The 16,419-nt window shown below is 63.1% G+C and carries 15 protein-coding genes and 2 pseudogenes; 4 read left to right on the forward strand and 13 right to left on the reverse strand.

From position 1 onward, the window contains the following. Window positions 1–3 precede the first annotated feature (3 nt). The 6 genes from PMES_RS02890 to PMES_RS02915 all read right to left on the reverse strand — a co-directional run bounded on the left by PMES_RS02890 (window position 4) and on the right by PMES_RS02915 (window position 5,914). On the reverse strand, window positions 4–984 hold the full coding sequence (locus PMES_RS02890) for an FAD:protein FMN transferase (protein ID WP_159964028.1): 981 nt from the start codon (window positions 982–984) through the stop codon (window positions 4–6). Continuing rightward, window positions 965–3,172: a PepSY domain-containing protein gene (locus tag PMES_RS02895; RefSeq protein WP_159964029.1), complete on the reverse strand. Its 2,208-nt coding sequence runs from the start codon at window positions 3,170–3,172 to the stop codon at window positions 965–967. The genes PMES_RS02890 and PMES_RS02895 overlap by 20 nt, the downstream gene beginning before the upstream one ends. A gap of 11 nt (window positions 3,173–3,183) precedes the next feature. Next, window positions 3,184–3,654, reverse strand: coding sequence for a DUF2271 domain-containing protein (locus PMES_RS02900; RefSeq protein ID WP_159964030.1), 471 nt, complete (start codon window positions 3,652–3,654; stop codon window positions 3,184–3,186). A 38-nt stretch (window positions 3,655–3,692) separates the two neighbouring features. Further along, complete coding sequence (locus PMES_RS02905) at window positions 3,693–4,073, reverse strand: PepSY domain-containing protein (RefSeq protein WP_159964031.1); 381 nt, start codon at window positions 4,071–4,073, stop codon at window positions 3,693–3,695. Between the two features lie 181 nt (window positions 4,074–4,254). After that, window positions 4,255–5,640 (reverse strand): ferredoxin reductase family protein, encoded by a 1,386-nt coding sequence (locus tag PMES_RS02910; protein ID WP_159964032.1) that lies wholly within the window; start codon window positions 5,638–5,640, stop codon window positions 4,255–4,257. Continuing rightward, the gene (locus tag PMES_RS02915) at window positions 5,597–5,914 is read right to left on the reverse strand and encodes a PepSY domain-containing protein (protein ID WP_159964033.1); all 318 of its coding nucleotides are present in this window, start codon (window positions 5,912–5,914) and stop codon (window positions 5,597–5,599) included. The genes PMES_RS02910 and PMES_RS02915 overlap by 44 nt, the downstream gene beginning before the upstream one ends. Window positions 5,915–6,059: 145 nt before the next feature. On the opposite strand from PMES_RS02915, the gene PMES_RS02920 reads away from it, so the two are divergent. Beyond that, window positions 6,060–6,719 carry a response regulator transcription factor gene (locus tag PMES_RS02920; protein WP_159964034.1) on the forward strand — a complete coding sequence of 220 codons (660 nt, stop codon included), beginning with the start codon at window positions 6,060–6,062 and terminating at the stop codon, window positions 6,717–6,719. Continuing rightward, entirely contained in the window at window positions 6,716–8,083 is a 1,368-nt protein-coding gene (locus tag PMES_RS02925; protein ID WP_159964035.1) for an ATP-binding protein, read from the forward strand. The genes PMES_RS02920 and PMES_RS02925 overlap by 4 nt, the downstream gene beginning before the upstream one ends. Window positions 8,084–8,239: 156 nt before the next feature. Here the strand turns inward: PMES_RS02925 and PMES_RS16980 are convergent, their stop codons facing one another. The 5 genes and pseudogenes from PMES_RS16980 to repA form a co-directional block, all read right to left on the reverse strand. Further along, complete coding sequence (locus PMES_RS16980) at window positions 8,240–8,380, reverse strand: hypothetical protein (protein WP_244512628.1); 141 nt, start codon at window positions 8,378–8,380, stop codon at window positions 8,240–8,242. A gap of 13 nt (window positions 8,381–8,393) precedes the next feature. Beyond that, window positions 8,394–10,000 (reverse strand): annotated as a pseudogene (locus tag PMES_RS02930) (ParB/RepB/Spo0J family partition protein); the annotation flags it as partial. 168 nt (window positions 10,001–10,168) lie between these two features. Continuing rightward, window positions 10,169–11,380 (reverse strand): plasmid replication protein RepC, encoded by a 1,212-nt coding sequence (gene repC / locus PMES_RS02935; RefSeq protein WP_159964040.1) that lies wholly within the window; start codon window positions 11,378–11,380, stop codon window positions 10,169–10,171. Window positions 11,381–11,593: 213 nt separating this feature from the next. Beyond that, window positions 11,594–12,526: a plasmid partitioning protein RepB gene (gene repB / locus PMES_RS02940; RefSeq protein ID WP_043872231.1), complete on the reverse strand. Its 933-nt coding sequence runs from the start codon at window positions 12,524–12,526 to the stop codon at window positions 11,594–11,596. Further along, complete coding sequence (gene repA, locus PMES_RS02945; RefSeq protein WP_150297037.1) at window positions 12,510–13,703, reverse strand: plasmid partitioning protein RepA; 1,194 nt, start codon at window positions 13,701–13,703, stop codon at window positions 12,510–12,512. Before repA ends, repB begins: the two co-directional genes overlap by 17 nt. A gap of 208 nt (window positions 13,704–13,911) precedes the next feature. On the opposite strand from repA, the gene PMES_RS02950 reads away from it, so the two are divergent. Beyond that, window positions 13,912–14,139 (forward strand): AbrB/MazE/SpoVT family DNA-binding domain-containing protein, encoded by a 228-nt coding sequence (locus PMES_RS02950; protein ID WP_009503866.1) that lies wholly within the window; start codon window positions 13,912–13,914, stop codon window positions 14,137–14,139. Beyond that, window positions 14,129–14,524 carry a PIN domain-containing protein gene (locus PMES_RS02955; protein ID WP_159964036.1) on the forward strand — a complete coding sequence of 132 codons (396 nt, stop codon included), beginning with the start codon at window positions 14,129–14,131 and terminating at the stop codon, window positions 14,522–14,524. Before PMES_RS02950 ends, PMES_RS02955 begins: the two co-directional genes overlap by 11 nt. Window positions 14,525–14,602: 78 nt before the next feature. On the opposite strand, the pseudogene PMES_RS02960 reads toward PMES_RS02955, so the two are convergent. Beyond that, window positions 14,603–15,195: pseudogene (locus tag PMES_RS02960) on the reverse strand (recombinase family protein); the annotation flags it as partial. 88 nt (window positions 15,196–15,283) lie between these two features. Continuing rightward, on the reverse strand, window positions 15,284–16,270 hold the full coding sequence (locus PMES_RS02965) for a tyrosine-type recombinase/integrase (RefSeq protein WP_159964041.1): 987 nt from the start codon (window positions 16,268–16,270) through the stop codon (window positions 15,284–15,286). Window positions 16,271–16,419 lie beyond the last annotated feature (149 nt).

The following is a 16,419-nucleotide window of genomic DNA, read 5'->3' on the forward strand; positions in this document are numbered from 1 at the left end:
GGCTCATCTTCCCCCGGCTGAGGCGATTGCCGCTGGTTCTTCGGAAAAAAGACGCCCGACTCCCACGCCCATTGCATTGCCTTCATCATCGCGCAGAAGAAACAGGGCGTCGAGTCCACGTTGTCTCGCGAGGTCCGCACCCCTCTCCGCACCGAGCACCATGAGCGCCGTCGCCCAAGCATCGGCCTCGGCACAGGTGCGGGCCACCACGGTGACGGAGGCCGGTGAGGCGATCAGCGGCGCGCCACGTCTCGGATCCATGGTATGCGACAGGCGGCGCCCCTGAACCTCGACCCAATGGCGGTAGTCACCGGAGGTCGCCACGGCGGCGTCCTGCAGCGCCAGAACCGAATGCGGCGTCCGGCGATCAGGGTCCGGCGCTTCTACCGCGATGATCCATGCCTCGCCATCGGGGCGCAGGCCCATGGCACGCATCTCACCGTCGATGCCGACAAGGGCGTCGGCAATCCCATGATCGCGCAAGGTCTCGGCGAGCCGGTCGACGGCATAGCCCTTGGCGATGCCGTTCAGATCCAGCGCAATGGGCGCGGTCTTGCGCAACTGCATCCCCTCGATCTCCAGCACCTCCTGCGCCGGGCGGCGGGGGGCGTCCATCACGGCGCGGATACCCTCGGGCGCGGCGGCCCCGGGCCCGAAACCCCAGGCCGTCACCGCATCGCCCATGCCGATATCGAAGGCCCCGCCCGAGGCGCGCCCGATCTCGAGCCCGAGGCGCAGGACCGCCCGCAGTTGCTCCGGCACCACCACCCAATCGTCCACCGGCGCCGCATTGATCCGCATGAGCGCGCTCTCCGCGTTCCACGTCGACATCTGCTTGTCCACCTCGTCGACAGCCGCCTGAAGGGCGGCACGGATTGCATCCGTGTCGCGGCCCCGATCCGCGAAGAACAGCGCCGACCAGCGCGTGCCCATGGTGGGGCCGTTCAGGGCGATGCGCGCGCGCTCAGTAGACATCTTCGACATACCGCCCCTCTGCCTTTAGGACTGCGGGCGTAAGCCCGGCAGGTGCGAGGATCTCGGCCAACGCATCGCTCACGCCCGTGGCCATGTCGCGCCCGCCGCAGACCATCACACGCGCCCCGTCGCAGATAAGCCGGGCCACCTGCGCCGCGTCGGCGCGCAAGGCGTCCTGCACATAACTGCGCCGCGCGCCGCGCGAGACGGCGGTGACAAGCCGGGTCAACCGCCCCTCAGCCTGCCAGCCGGGCATCTCTTCGCCATAGAAGAAATCGCTGTCCGCATGCCGCATCCCGAAAAACAGGTGCACGGGCCTGTGCCGCGCATTGCTGCGGATGAAGCCCGCCAGCGGCCCGACACCGGTGCCCGCCCCGATCAGGATCAGCGGGGTGCGACCGCGACCGGCGTGAAAGCCGGGATTGCGCCGCAGGAAAGCCGTGACGGTATCGCCCGGTTCCAGCGATGTCAGCTGGCCCGAGGCAAGGCCGCCCGGATGCTTGCGCACCACGATTTCGACGAACCCGTCGGCCTGACCCGAGGCCAGCGAATAAAGCCGCGGCACGGGGCTGCCCTGCGGCAGGACGCCGATCAGGTCGCCTGCCCGGAACCGGGCGAAGCCCGCGCCCGTCAGCCGCTGCCATAGTGTTGCGCGCGGCAGGGCAAAGCGCAGGATCGCGGCCCCCGCCTGCATCTCAGCCCCGTAGTTGCGCCGCGAGACGAGGGTCAATTGTTCGGTGCGCGGCAAGACGGGTTGGTGCGCAAGGTCAAGGGGTATGCCAAGCATCTCGCCAAGCGCGCGGCCCCAGCGCGCGAAATCCTGCGGCGATTGCCGGTCGATCGTGTCGAGCGGCAGAAGCTCGGGCCAACCTTTCGCCTTTGCCGCTGCCGTGACGTCCTTGGCGAAAGCGCAATAGGCCGGAAAGCTACGGTCGCCGAAGCCGAGAACGGCAATCGGAAAGTCGGGCGCTCGGTCTGTGGCGTTCAGCCGGTCGAGAAAGCCCTTCGCCGAAGCCGGCGCGGCACCATCGCCATAGGTCGCGGCGAGAAGGATGATGCGCTCGGCACGGGCGTAGCGCTCTGGCGCGAAGCCCGACATCGGGCCAACATGGACGCCCTGCCCCGCTGCCGTCAGCGCGGCATGCAGGGTCGCGGCGAAGCCCCAGGTGCTGCCACCCTCGCTGCCGACAAGAATGATCGTCTCGGCACGGCCCGCGGGCTGGTTGCCCCGGATGCGCGGCCGCCCGCGCCGCCCGGCAAGCCAGATCAAGACGCCGGTCACGCCCATCGCCGGCACTCCGAGCGCCATCATCCCGAGCACAAGGCCGAGCGTCGCGGCCCCCTGCCCCGTGTGCAGCATGTAAATGGTTTCCGAGACGCGCTCCCACCCGGTCAGGTCGGCCCATGCCACGAGCGCGCCGGTTCCCTGGTCAAGATAGCCGGTGCCCCGGTCGGTCTTCAGTGTGAACACGTCCGTCGCATCGCCGGGATAGGGAAAGCTCAGTTCGCGCAGCTCGGCAACGGGCGTCTGCAGCAGCGTGGCCATCTGATCGAGAGCGAACCCAATCTCTCCGCTCACGTCGGTGGGATCAGTCGGCAGGACGCCACCGTCCGGCAGAAGATCGAAGGTGGAGGCTGTCATCCAGAGGGCGGTGGTGGAGGACAGAACGAGGCCGATGACGGCGATCCGAGCGATCTCGACATGCAGCCTGCCCGCGAACGGACCGCGCAAGGACGCGAACCAGTGCCGCCATCCGCCCGCCCGTCGCGCGACCAGCGCAGCACCCGAGAGCGAGAGGACCAGCATCGCCGCGGCCCCCGCGGCCATGGTGATGCGCCCGCCATCCCCGAGGAAGAGCGAGCGATGAAAGTTGGTGAGCCCGCGAAGGGCCTGGTTCGGGTCGGCCGAGGCAACGCCCGCGCCCGTCGCCGGGTCGATCACGGCAGCACCCGGCGCGCCCTGATCGAACCAATAGGCGGTGATCCGACCGGAGGGCGACCGCCGGATCTGCTCGACGCCCGGATAGACGGCCTGGATGCGGTCCGCGAGGGTGGCGACTGTCAGGCCAGTCTCCACTTGCGGCGCGGTGATGCGCTCGACTGCCGGAAAGACCGAGAGCGCAGCGCCGCTCAGGCTCAGGATCGTGACGAGCGCGAGGGCCAGAAGACCCGGCCAGCGATGGAGTGCACGGATCATGGCCCTGCCCCTCACATGTCGTAGGTGAAGCTGGCGACGTACCGGCGTCCGGTCACCGGCGTGCCCGCGCCATCGGTCGTGAGCGGCACCGCCACCTCGTTCGGACTGTCGCGCATGTCCTCGACGGCCGCATCGATGTGGAGCGTGTAGCCGGCATCGAAGAGCGCGTCGGCCAGGTCGAGCGTGATCTCGAGCGTGCGGCCCGCGCCGACGCTGGCGCCGGTGATGCCGTTGACCTGAGCGGTGTCGCCGCCGGTGGCGCGGTACCAGTCGCTTAGATGCTCGTAGTACTTGGACTTGCCGCCAGCCATCCACAAGCTGCCGACATAGGCGCCGGAGGCGTCGGTGACGTAGAGCGCGAGATAGGCCCCGTCGCCGCCGTAATTGTTGAGGGTCGTGGTCAGGGTCACCGGCCGCGCCATGGCGAGGCCGGGAAGCGTCAGCGCCGTGGTCAGCGCGAGCGTTGCGAGAAGCGATTTCATCGGTTTGATCCTTGTTCGGAGAGGGGCTCGAGAGCGGTTCAGTTCACCTGAACCTGCGGAGGGGCGCCGTTCCCGAAGAGGCCGTTCTGCGGCGGGGCGACCGTGCCTGCGGGCGCGGGATTGCGGGCGCCGCCACGGTCGTCGTCCTCATCCTCGTAATCCATCTCGACGATCTGCAACGTCGCCGGATCGAGCTTCACCTCGATCTCCCGGCCATCCTGATCTCGGCCCTCGATCTCGTAGCAGCCATCGTCGATCTCGAAGTCGCGCACGGTCCAGCCGTTTTGCTCAGCCAGCTGCATCGCGGCCTCGCGCGGCTGCCACTGGTCACGGGGCACGCGGCACTCGTCGTCGTCGGCCAGGGCGGCGCCAGCGGGCAACAGGGCGATCAGGGCGAAGGCGGTCAGGGTCTTCTTCATGGCAGGGTCTCCTTATCATCTGCTGAGGACAATCTGGAGACAGGACCTGAGGCCTTCCTGACGCGTCGGCGATTCCCGCTTCAGCTTGCCGTCAGGAAAATGGCCCCGCCGATGAGGGCGGGGCCAAAAAGATGCGAGCGCAGGCTACAGGGCTGGCATGGCTATGCGCCCTGCCCCGCGGTCAGGCGAATTCGAACTGCTCGAAACGGACACGGCGAGGCGTTTGACCTTGCGCTTTCAAGCCCTTGAGGACCCCGTCCTTCAGGCCGGTTGGGCCACAGAACCACAGATCGGCTTGCCGGACTGCGAAAGGGGTGGCGCTGATCAGCCGCTCAGCCGTGAGCCTGCCATCGCGCGTCGTAACGACCACCTCGAAACTGAACCTCGGGTTGCGGGCAACCGCAGCGCGCAGCGTCTCTACGCCAATCGCTTCATCTTGTGTCGGAACGCAGTAGATGAGGTGAATGTCGCGACTCTCCGCCTCTGTCAGGCTTTCCGCCCAGGCGAGGAACGGCGTGATACCGATGCCGCCGGCAAGCCATATTTGGCGCGCACCGCCCTTGCGGAAATTGAACCGTCCATATGGCCCTTCGACCTGCACACGCGTTCCGGTCCGCAAGATGGCGGGCAGGCTTCGTGTCCAGCCACCCAAGCCCCGGATGGAGAACGTCAGGGTGCCGTCAGGGCGCGGGGCGCTGGCGATCGTGAAGGGGTGCGGCTCGGACAGTCCCGCCTCTGGCGCGCGGAAGAAGGCGAATTGCCCCGGCCGCCACCGCATGGCCCGCCCCTCGGGGCGGAGGGTCAAGGTGGTCGTGTCACCGGTCTGTCTGATCTGGCTGACGGTGAAGTCTCTACGCCGTAGGTGCGGAGCGAGCAACTCGGTGAAGATCCAGGCGACCACTCCGGCGATGCCGAAAGCATTCAGCACCAACATGAATGTCGGGTCTACCCCAGCAGGCATGTCGACAAAAAACTGGTGAAACACCACGATTGCAAAAAGGGCTCCCATGAAACGATGGCTGAACCGCCAGAGCTGATAGGGAATCTCGAGCCCGATGAAGGGCAATCTCCGGAACCAGCTGACAGCGACTAGGGCGAGAAGTGCGTTGAAGGCAAGTTCGCCCGCCTCTTCACCCAGTTCCCCTAGGGAGGTTTCACGCACCAAACGCTCGAAATCCGGCTCTATCTGTTGGTGCAGGATCATGAGGACCATTGCGGAAATGCCGAGCCATTTGTGCACCCGGTACATGCGATCGAGACCGCCGAACAATTGTTCCACCAGTGGGGGCCGTGCGGCGAGGATCAAGGTCTGCGCCATCGCGACAACCGCCGCGGCCCCGACGGCAATACCAAATGCTGCGTCCGCACCATAAGGCGCATAGGTGTTCAACCCGAGCAGAGCCGCCAGCAGGCATGGCAGCGCCACCAGCACCGGGCCCGTCAGAGCCAGAGTAGAGTTGAGGGAAAGCCGAGGGAGTGGGGGAAAGCCCGGCGCGGAGACATTACCATCACGATGCGCCTTATCAGTCATCGTCGTGTCTCTCGTGATCGCGGTCGCGACGATCATCATCGTCGTCCTCAAACTCGAACTCGATTACTTCCAGCGTGGCCGGGTGGACCGTCACCTCGATCGCACGCCCCTGGGCATCCCGGCCGTCAATTTCGTAGCAGCCATCGTCGATCTTGATGCGGCGAACCGCCCAGCCATTTTCCTCGGCAAGACGGGCAACCGCATCGTGCGGCTGCCAATCAGCCATCGGGACGAAGCAGTCGTCGTCAGCCAGCGCCGCGCCGGCCGGGAAGACCGCGAGAAAGCCGATAATTGTCAATGTCTTCTTCATGGGGCACACTCCTAGTGGCTCGCCTCTTGATGCCATTCATGCGCCGCGAAGCTGACGGCAGCCTGAAGGGGCTCGACCCACAAGCTTCAGCTTCGTGTCAGCCAGACGGATCATGGAGGGACATCAGGAAAGGACGGGTACGACCATGCGCATATTGCTGATCGAGGACGACACGACTCTTGGCGCTGCCGTGCGCGACCAGATCGCATCTGATGGCCAGTCAGTAGACTGGGTCACGCGGCTAGACGCGGCGGCAGACGCGATGAGCGCAACCTCCTACGACCTGCTCCTGCTCGACCTCATGCTACCAGACGGACGTGGTATCGGGTTCCTCAAGGGCCTCAGGACGCGTGGAGACGTGACGCCGGTCATCATCCTGACGGCGCTCGACCAGGTCTCCGATAGGATCGAAGGCCTCAATGCGGGCGCTGACGACTATCTTGTGAAGCCCTTCGACCTGTCGGAACTGTCGGCACGGATCGGATCGGTCGCGCGGCGCTACAGCGGCAACCCCAACCCGATCCTGACCCACGGACCGCTCGACATCGACCTTGCCGCGCGCAGCGTCCATCGGGATGGCGGACATGTGCCGCTGACGGCGCGGGAATGGGCGCTCTTCGAGGCCTTCCTGGCGCGTCCCGGGCAGCTCCTGTCCAAGGCGCAGTTGGAGGAGAAGCTCTACGCTTTCGACGCCGAGGTCGAGAGCAACACCATCGAGGTGCACGTGAGCCGCCTGCGCAAGAAACTGGGGAGCGCCATCATCGAGACCGAGCGCGGCATGGGTTACCGGCTGGGCAAGCCATGATGTGGCCATCCAGCCTTCAGGTACGGCTCGGCTTGTCACTCGGCCTTGTGCTGACGATCCTCTGGCTCGCCGCCGCCACGGTTACCGCGGTGATCGTTCGGGGCGAGATGGATGAGGTCTTCGACAGCGCCCTACGCGAAACCGCCGAGCGCATCCTGCCGCTGGCCGTGACCGACATCGTCGGGCGAGAAGATCAGGGTGTGACGCAGCGCCTCGCGCCGATCCGGGAGCATGACGAGTTCTTCACCTACATCGTACGCGATGCCGAGGGACGCATCCTGCTGCAATCCCATGCGGCGGACCCTGCCGTGTTCCCTCCATACGATGGGCCGGGATTTGGGCAGAACGCCACACATCGCCTCTACAGCGACGCCGCACTCCAGGGGACGATCAGCATCACCGTGGCCGAACCGTTGGCGCATCGCGCATCGGTTGCTCGGGAAATCCAGATGGGCCTCGGCCTGCCGCTGGTGGTCGTGCTGCCGTTGGCGCTCGCGTCGATTATTCTCGCTGTGCGCTTTAGTCTCGCCCCTCTCCATCGGTTCCGTACGCGGCTTGAAGCGCGCGGCGTGCGCGACCTGTCAGAAGTACCCGCGGCCGACCTGCCGACGGAAATCGGACCGCTGGCCGCAACCTTGAACAACCTTTTGGCTCGGTTGCGCGACGCGTTCGAGGCTGAGCGAAGTTTTGCAGCCAATGCAGCTCATGAACTAAGGACACCGTTGGCGGGCGCTATCGCCCAGGCGCAGCGACTGCGATCAGAGACCAAAGATCCGACCATCGAAGCGCGCGCCGCCGAGATCGAGGCGACGCTCAAGCGTCTCACTCGGCTGTCCGAGCGTCTCCTGCAGCTTGCGCGGGCGGAAGGCGGTAGACTTCGGATGGACCAGAGCGCTGATGTCAGAACCATCACTCGGGTCGTGGTGGAAGATATTGCGCGCAGCACAGAGAACGGGCGCCTTATGTTGAACTTGCCGGACACGCCTGTCTTGTCTGATATCGACCCCGACGCATTGGGAATTCTGTGCCGGAATCTGGTGGAAAACGCCCTACGCCACGGGGCGCAGAATGCCCCAGTCGCGGTTACACTCACGAGCGAGGGGCAGTTGATCGTGGCAAACGAGGGCCCCGCGGTAGCAACCGAAACACTCAAACGCCTGACAGGGCGCTTCGAGAGGGCAGATGCAAACACTGATGGTAGCGGGCTTGGCCTCGCTATCGTTGCAGCCATCGCAGAACGGATCGAAACCTCTCTCTTGCTCCAGTCACCACGTCCCGGTGAAACTTCTGGATTTCAGGCATCCGTCAGATTGCCAACAGATGCTCCAAATGCCCATGTGAAAGATCGGGAGCATTGGCCTTGAAGTCTCACGTCGCAGCGCCCCGAGGGGTGCGGTGTCGATGATGGTTGTTGTAGACATGATTCTTCATTCTGAATGCGAGTAATCGCACTCATCCCATTGATATTGTTACACTATAGGGTGATTGGGGGCGGAATCTCCGCCCCCCGCTGGATCACGTTATTCCGCGGCCAGCATCGACGCACCTTCAGCAGGCAGGTCATCCGTCAGAAATGCAGGAAGGTCAGCTTCACTGACGCTGTCAGCCGCTTCGGCATCCGCCCCCTGCCCTTCGGCATGGTCCTCATCGTCCAGCGCCACGAGATCGTTCCGGCGCATGACGCTCGTCGACCAGCTTGGCGACCACGCTGTCCTTCAGATCGGGCGCTTGCGCTGACATATAGACGTGACGCACCGAGGCTTCGAGACAGCTGCCCGAAGCAGAGGAGGTGCGGAAGGTGTCCGTCACCAGCTTCAGGAGCAGCAGCGTCAGCGCGACATCCGGCGAGCGCCCGATCGCTTCACGCAGCGCCAGCGTCCGATGGGCCGTCAACTCCATAACCAACCGCTCGGGCAGTGGCTTCAGCGCTTCGTCATCCTCATCCTCCGGCAAGTCAGCTCCGATCGGCTGGCCACCCGACATGATGACGGTTCCGCCATGAGCGGCACTGGCATGGCTATCGGTGAGATCACGATCAGCCCCCTGCCCCGCCACCGCAGGATCAGCGCCATCCTGGACCGCGGTCTCCTCAACGGGCTCATCCTCTGGGCGCACATAGCCGCGATAAACTGCCAGCGCGCCGTAGCGGTCGAGCGTGACGAACGCCCCTGCCCGCCCGATTTCCAAGGGATCGAAGATCAACGGCCGGGTCTCGATCTTTTCCATCTCCGTTTCCAACACGCTAAGCCGCGTGTCGATCTCGTAGGGGATGTCATCCTGATCCGCGTATTCCTCTTCCAGCGCCCGATACTGGGCAAGCAGCTTGGCATGAGCTACACCTTCGTCATCCGTCATCGGTGCCGGATCACCCGACAGAGACCGAAGGCCGTGGCTGTAGCCGTAGGGCAGGTCGAGCGCGACCTCGACCACTTCCAGCCCTCAACGGCAACCGCCTCAGCCTCGGCCTGAAGTTTTTCCGTCACCAGCCGATCGAGCAGGGCAGGGTCCTCGAGCCAGCCACCGTCATCGCCTTGGAACAGGTCGTGCAACATCGTGCCGCCCGCCGCTTCATAGGCCTCAACACCCACAAAGACCGCACGCCGGTCTGACGCCCGGACCGAGGTCTCGGTCAGCATGCGCCGGATCTGGAATGGCTCCTTGTTCCAGGATGAATGGATCACATCCCAGACCTGAACCTGACGCGCGTGATCGGGGTTCACGGTGAAGGCCATGAGCTGCTCCAGCGTCATGCCATCCTCGGCGTAGACCTCAAGCAGGGCAGGGGCGACGGAGGCAAGTTTGAGGCGCTGCTTCACGATCTGCGGCGTCACGAAGAAGGCCGCAGCAATCTCTGCGTCGCTCTGGCCCTTGTCCCGCAGCGCCACAAACGCGCGGAATTGATCGAGCGGGTGCAGGGCAACGCGCTGCATGTTTTCTGCAAGGGAATCGTCCTCGGCCAGGATGTCGGACACAGCATCGCGCACGATGCAGGGAATGGGTGTGGTCTTTGTCAAACGCTTCTGCTTCACCAGCAGAGACAATGCCTGGAACCGCCGTCCACCGGCCGGGATCTCGAACTTGCCGGTCTCGGTCCCATCGTCAGCCAAGACGGGGCGCACGCTCAGGCTCTGCAACAGACCGCGGCGGGCGATGTCTTCGGCGAGTTCCTCGACGGACACGCCAGCCTTGATGCGCCGCACATTCGACTGGCTCAGCACCAGCTTGTCGAAAGGGATATCCCGCGAAGGGGACAGGATGATTTTCTGGACAGCTTTCGTCATCAGATCTTCTCCACGACGGGCGTCGGAAGCCACTCTCCCGATCTCACTTCCCGTCACCCTCAAACCAACACCCCTTTCCCTCTCGATGATCGTATGGTTGCCAAGAGGCGACTTAACAGCTGTTAAGTCATGCCAACTGAGCACCGCGGCGTTGAAACTTAACAGCTGTTAAGCCGCACTTCGCCGACCGATCAAAGCCATGACCATCGGACCGCAAGAGAATTCGCCCGCCGCGGCCTTGGACGTCAGCGCCCGCAAGTATCCACCCGGTGATCTGATGTCGGAGAAACGTTCCAACATGGCCACAACGACGATCGAGGCTTGCTCTGGTCCCATGAAGCGTTGCGCTTCTTCCCAAGCGGAAACACTGATCCCCATGGCCGGCCGTACATGACAAGCCGCGTCGAAAAGTTGGTGCCAGTGTCGAATGTCGCCCTGATAGAAAGTCTTGAGCGACGGGCAGCCGGTGATTACCAGGTGGAGTGGGATTTTCGGCACCCGCCTCGTGTCAGGCTCTTCAAGGTCAGCCACGGGCTCACCCGTATCATCATCAGGCGCGCCGTCCGCCGCCCCGCCTTTTTCTAAGGCAGGTTCAAGATCTATAGATTCTTTATTTGAATTATGATGGTGACGCTCAAATTGGGCATCATTGGTGTTCATTTCTTCTGTTTCAGGACCGTCAATCACATTACGCGCCTGGTCAAGAAGGGTCTCCAGTTCAGTCCGAAATGCCGACAGATCCTCAAGCGAGAGTTTGCGGCGAAGAGCACGGGCGGTGAGGGCTGCTTTGTCGCGGAGCTGGTCCCATAGGCCAAGCCCGGGCTGGATCTCTTCGCCGAACTCCGCCAGAGCGGCCAAGTCGCGACGCATAAGGCTCACTACCTCCCTCAGTCGCCGCACACGGTCCTCGGCCTCACGCACAGCCTCTGCAGCCCGTGCAATTTCCTCGGCCCGGCAATAGAGCGGGGAGAGATCAAAGCCGAAGGCCACGCGATCTTCACCACGCTTGCGCACATACCGCTTCCCATTGGGGCTATCGCGCCGCATGAGCAAGCCTGCCTCTACCAACCGGGCGAGGTGACGGCGCATCGTCGAGCAAGGCATGCCGTTCAGCCGCTCGCAGATCGCCTTGTTGGATGGGAAGACGACCATTTCGGCGTTGCCGCCGAGTGCATCGTCCGGAAAGAAGCTGAGAAGTCCCTGAAGAACGGTCAGATCGCGCTCGGAAACCCCAAAGGCGGCCTGTGCCTTGGACAGCTCGCGGAGGAGCTCCCACTTGTTGACGGGCTTGCCGGGAACAGACGCCTCGGGACGCTCGACCACGCGCAGATGGGCGTGCGAGATCGGCCGCATAAACGGCGAAATCGGTGTGTAATCCATGATGTCATTCACGAAGGCAAAATTTCCCTGGCCCGCGAATCGCTTTGCGCTTGCGGGAAAGGGGCCAGATCGCTACATTCAGAAGTGCGAAAACTGAAGTTTTGTAGCGGGCTGGTCCCGTGCGAAACCTAAGAAAGGTCTCGTGAAGCTTGCTTCTCGGGGCCTTTTTCTTTTCTGCCTGTCTCGTGCCTCCTTTTTGATTGTTGCTCTTCCTCAGTCTTCCGAACGCTTCCAGCGCTCGTGAAGCTCGGCGATCAGCTGCGGGGCGTTGCCCTCAAGCCAGCTGACAAAATCGCTCTCCTCAGCCTTCAACTCGAGCTTGAGTTGCTTTCCACGACGTCCGGTCGTGACAGTGGCGGCACCGACCCCCGGAATCACCGTGCCGGGCCGCCCGCGAGGGCGAGACGAGGATGTGGTCTGTTCGGGCTTCCCTGCAGCAGAAAGGACGGCCAAAAATGCATGATCGGATTTCTCGTCAATACCGCCTTGGTAGGATGTCTTGGCCTCACCCGCCAAAGCTGCAAGCAGTTCGCGATCGGCATCCGTAGCCCCCAGCAACTTCTTGAGCTCTTCCCACCTGGGCCGACCAATGCCCGGAGCGGCACCGATGGCGAGGACCAGGTCCTCCCCAACGGTGCGGACCACGCTTAACAGCTGCGACACTCCTGCCTCGGTCAGATTGAGAACCTCGGCGACACCCTTGTTGGTGCGTTCGGATGCGCTCAGATGGTCACCGTCGAGCAAGGCTGCGGCAACAAGCGCTCGTTCGATGAAGCTTAGATCCCGCCGCTCCTGGTTCTCCAACAGCTGATCACGAAGTGCCTGATCGCCCTCCATCTCTGTGACAATGGCGCGGACCTTGATCCCAAGTTCTCTACAAGCTTCGAGTCGACGACGGCCATAGATCAGGCTGTAGCGATCACCCTCAAGCGGCCGGACGAGGATTGGTACTCGCTGTCCGTTCTTGGAAATTGACGCCTTGAGGCCTTCAGTCTCGATCTGCAGCCGGTCATCGAGCCGACCTGTGGTTTCGATTTGGTCAGGCTCGATTTCGAAAACGCCGCCGCGCAGCCTGCGCCCCTCAAGAGCGTCGGGCGCGTTGCGCAGGGTCTGCAGTGGCAGTCCCAGTTTAGGCTTTCTTGCCATTGCGTCCCCACGTGTTCTGGATGATCGCCGCGATCTCGTCGTTGACGGCGTTCATGGATTCGATTGCACGATCGAAAGTCTGACGCGTGAAGTCCTTCTTGTCGGCCTCGTAGAGCGTCTGCTTCGTCAGCCCTGCATCAGAGATCGCAGTCGACTCAACCATGTGGTTGGTCAGGACTGACCTGCCGAACAGACCCCGGATGAAAGCAATGACCTCGGTCTGCGGGGCATCACCCACCTTGTAGCGGGTCGGCAGAAAGCGCAGCCAGTCGAAGCGAAGGTTTGCGCCAGCATCCCGGATGACGCCAAGCAGATCAGCGGTCATTCGCAGAAACTGCGACATGGACATCAGATCGAGCATTTGCGGGTGAACGGTAACAAGCACCCCTGAAGATGCTGAAAGGGCGGACATGGTTAAAAAACCAAGCTGCGGCGGACAGTCGATGACGACGACGTCATAGTCCGCTTCGACACTGTCGAGCGCGTCGCGCACACGGGCAAAGAATGCGCGGGCGCCGCCACGCTGAATGGCTGCCGGTGTCTCATGTTCGAATTCCATGAGCTCGAGGTTCCCGGGAATCAGATCAAGACCACGGATGTAGGTCTTGCGGATCACCTCCGAGATCGGGACCGGTTCATCGTAGCGAACCGCATCATACAGCGTGCCACCCTCCATCAGGTCCAGCTCAGGCTGGATGCCATGCAGCGCGGAAAGGGATGCTTGGGGGTCCAGATCGATCGCAAGGACACGGTATCCCTTGAGAGCCAGGCGCTGTGCAAGGTGAGCGGATGTTGTCGTTTTCCCGGACCCGCCCTTGAAGTTCACAACAGAAACAATCTGAAGCTCGTCACCGGCACGACGTCCCGGAACGTAAGTTCCAGGCTTCTTCGCGTTTGCCTCAAGGGCGTGGCGAATCTCCCAGATATCATCGAGGGTATATCGCCGGTGGCTGCCCGCAGTGGTTTCGACGTCAGCGATCTTTCCTTCTCGATGAAGCTTGCGAAGGTAGGTATGATCGACGCCAAGCAACTCGGCCGCCTCGCCGCTGGTCAGGCTGCGCATGACTTTTTTGGCGTCGGGAGGGAAGTGGGCAGCACGTTGCGCATGAAGATTGGACGCAAGAAGCTCTGCGTAGTGCCCGATGGCAATGTCCAGGTCCTGCTCAGCTTCGCTCATCTCTGCCTCGATTCGTGGGCGCGTTTTTTATGTGATCGCGCGTTATTTATCGAGACTATTGCCCGAGCTATCAGATTCGTGCAAGCTCTTTCTAGATTTGGTGTCAGTCGCTGCGTCATGCACAAGAGTAGCTAGGGTTTGCGGCAGCCTTGTCTTCGGAACCCTTCGGATATACATTATAAGACGTATATCCACATGGGAGGTCACGATGCAGGTCGCAAAATGGGGTAACTCGCTGGCCGTCCGTTTGCCCGCGGAGCTCGTCCGAGAGCTTGGTCTCAAGGAGGGTGATCAGATCGACCTGGTCAAGGACGACGGTCGGGTCAGAGTCCGTCGCCTTGCTCGTGCGGATGAGGTACTTACCGGCCTGCGCCGCTTCCGGGGCAAGTTGTCCGCAGCAGAACGTCTGAGCCGCGACGACGCACATGAGCGCTGAGTTCGCGGACACGAATGTCGTTCTTTACCTGCTCGACGACGGCCCAAAGGCCGATCGCGCCGAGGTCATCCTGGGGCAGGGGCCCCGGATCAGCGTTCAGGTTCTAAACGAGTCACTGGTGAACTGCCGCCGCAAGGCTGGCCTCGGTTGGGAGGAAGCAGCGGCCTTTCTCGAAGGCGTGCGCGCCTTGTGTCCCGTCGAAGATCTCACCGTGCAGACCCATGACGTCGGCCGCGCTTTGGCGGAACGCTACGGCTTCTCGATCTACGACGCGATGATCGTGGCCAGCGCTTGGGTTGCGGGGTGTACCACGCTGTGGAGCGAGGACATGCAAGATGGCCAGCTGGTGGAAGGCCAGCTTCGCATCGTCAACCCCTTTGCATGAGCGGACGGCTTCTGTGCCTGAAACTGACCACAACCATGTAATCCTTCCCTGTAGTGGAGGATTTGCAAGGTTGTTAGGCTACTCAAGCAGCCCCAGCCTCTCCGCCCGCTCCAACAGCATCTTGACTGACGACGGCTGCCATCTCGTTCGGCCACGTGGTGTGCGTTCGCGCATAGATTCCAGCCGTTCACAGATCGCCTGGAGCGTAATGCCGGGATCCGCGCCCTTGATGGCGGCGACGATGGCGGGCAGGCGGTCGCCGGTTTCGCGGCGGCCGGCGCGGGCCAAAACTGTCTCGGGCAGGAAGCCGTCGCGGACATAGGCCTTCACAGCGCGCAAGAGACGGCTTTGGGTCCAGCGACGCGCCTCGGGCAAGGGGCCGTTGATGATGCGCACCACGCTAGCCGCACCTTGCGAAGAGCGGCAGGGTCTTTGGCCCGCAGTCCAGGGTTTCCGCCCACGCGGCCCTTTGTGCGCGCACTGGCGAGGCCGGCCTTGGTGCGCTCCCGGATCAGGGCGCGCTCGAACTCGGCCGCAGCGCCCAAGACCTGCAGCGTGAACTTGCCCTGCGGGGATCCAGTGTCGATCGGGTCCTGGATCGAGCGAAAGAACGCACCCCTGGCCTCCAGCCGCTCGATCACTTCCAGCAGATGCGACAGTGTCGCGTTTAGTTCCCGATTTCAATTGAAGCAGTAAGCTGAAACTGAAGCGTTGGAATTTCAGCTTAGCGCTTCAGCAGTGCGCCTAGTTTCTCGAGCTTCACAGCCCTGCGGCTTTGGTCAGGTTCACCCGGAACCTATCGCGTCTGCGCTGGTAGCGCCGGGTCATCTCGGCGGACGCATGGCCGAGCTGTTTCTGCACGTAGCGCTCATCAACCTCTGCTGACGAGGCGAGTCCGGCGCGCAAGGAATGGCCGGAGAACATTTCCAGCCGTTTCGCTTCCGGCAGATCGGCCCTGACGCCGCTCTTCAGAACGGTTGCCTTGATCAGCCTTGCAACGTGCTTGTCGGAAAGGCGCGCCTCGAGGGCGTTTTTCCCGTCCCGCGAGGTGCGCACGAAGACTGGGCCAAAGTCGATCTTGGCAAAGTGTAGCCATTGCTCCAGCGCATGGACGGGACAGGTCTGGTCGCTTGAGCCACGCCCGACCTCAACCTCGCGCCATCCGGTCTTCGCATTGAGGGTGAGCAGGGCGCCGCCGTCGAAGACTTCGGCCCAGCCGCCAGAGTCCGGTGTATCGTCCTTATGCACATCGAGGTTGACCACCTCCGACCGACGCAGGCCGCCTGCATAACCCAGAAGCAAGATCGCCCGGTCCCGGAGCCCGCGGAGATCGAAGGGAAGGGTGGCCACCATGGCTTGGATGTCCTCGGGAAGGATCGCTTCCTTCTGGTCCGGTGGGCGCGCATGCTTGCGTTTGATCCCGGCCAGAACGGTAGCGATGTGCCGGTTCTTGCGATCAAGAGTGAATCCGCGCTGCCTGTAGTTCCAGGCAAGTCCCGAGAGACGGCGCTCGATCGTGGAGACCGAAAGGGCAGGGGTCTTCCCGGCTGGTGCAGCCAAATCCGCCACATAAAGTCCAATCATCTCGGGCGAGGGGGGCAGAGGTTCTGTGCCTTTCAACCGGCACCAGCGGGTGAAGTGTTTCCAATCGGCCGCATAGGCCTTGTTCGTGTTGCCAGCCGTCGAGGCCTCGGCGTAGTCGCGGGCGGTATCGATCAGCCGGTCGAGTGCGCCGGAGCTGACCATATGGGCGGGCAGAGCAATTGAGGCTCCGTCCCGAGAAGTTCTCTCGTCGCGCTTGTCACTGTTCGGCGCAGTATGGGGCGCTGAGCTCGAAATCTCGGGCTCTGACCCGCCCGAACCCTCGATTTTGGTGCTGTTGTTTGTGAGACGAC

Origin of the sequence: Profundibacterium mesophilum KAUST100406-0324, assembly GCF_009835145.1 — a bacterium.
Taxonomy (GTDB): Bacteria; Pseudomonadota; Alphaproteobacteria; order Rhodobacterales; family Rhodobacteraceae; genus Profundibacterium; species Profundibacterium mesophilum.

What these genes read in the sequence shown, in the direction of transcription:
- PMES_RS02890 (WP_159964028.1), bottom strand. Translation starts at nt 984, where the DNA reads ATGTCGAAGATGTCTACTGAGCGCGCGCGCATCGCCCTGAACGGCCCC.
- PMES_RS02895 (WP_159964029.1), bottom strand. Translation starts at nt 3,172, where the DNA reads ATGATCCGTGCACTCCATCGCTGGCCGGGTCTTCTGGCCCTCGCGCTC.
- PMES_RS02900 (WP_159964030.1), bottom strand. Translation starts at nt 3,654, where the DNA reads ATGAAATCGCTTCTCGCAACGCTCGCGCTGACCACGGCGCTGACGCTT.
- PMES_RS02905 (WP_159964031.1), bottom strand. Translation starts at nt 4,073, where the DNA reads ATGAAGAAGACCCTGACCGCCTTCGCCCTGATCGCCCTGTTGCCCGCT.
- PMES_RS02910 (WP_159964032.1), bottom strand. Translation starts at nt 5,640, where the DNA reads ATGATCGTCGCGACCGCGATCACGAGAGACACGACGATGACTGATAAG.
- PMES_RS02915 (WP_159964033.1), bottom strand. Translation starts at nt 5,914, where the DNA reads ATGAAGAAGACATTGACAATTATCGGCTTTCTCGCGGTCTTCCCGGCC.
- PMES_RS02920 (WP_159964034.1), top strand. Translation starts at nt 6,060, where the DNA reads ATGCGCATATTGCTGATCGAGGACGACACGACTCTTGGCGCTGCCGTG.
- PMES_RS02925 (WP_159964035.1), top strand. Translation starts at nt 6,716, where the DNA reads ATGATGTGGCCATCCAGCCTTCAGGTACGGCTCGGCTTGTCACTCGGC.
- repC (WP_159964040.1), bottom strand. Translation starts at nt 11,380, where the DNA reads ATGGATTACACACCGATTTCGCCGTTTATGCGGCCGATCTCGCACGCC.
- repB (WP_043872231.1), bottom strand. Translation starts at nt 12,526, where the DNA reads ATGGCAAGAAAGCCTAAACTGGGACTGCCACTGCAGACCCTGCGCAAC.
- repA (WP_150297037.1), bottom strand. Translation starts at nt 13,703, where the DNA reads ATGAGCGAAGCTGAGCAGGACCTGGACATTGCCATCGGGCACTACGCA.
- PMES_RS02950 (WP_009503866.1), top strand. Translation starts at nt 13,912, where the DNA reads ATGCAGGTCGCAAAATGGGGTAACTCGCTGGCCGTCCGTTTGCCCGCG.
- PMES_RS02955 (WP_159964036.1), top strand. Translation starts at nt 14,129, where the DNA reads ATGAGCGCTGAGTTCGCGGACACGAATGTCGTTCTTTACCTGCTCGAC.
- PMES_RS02965 (WP_159964041.1), bottom strand. Translation starts at nt 16,270, where the DNA reads ATGGTCAGCTCCGGCGCACTCGACCGGCTGATCGATACCGCCCGCGAC.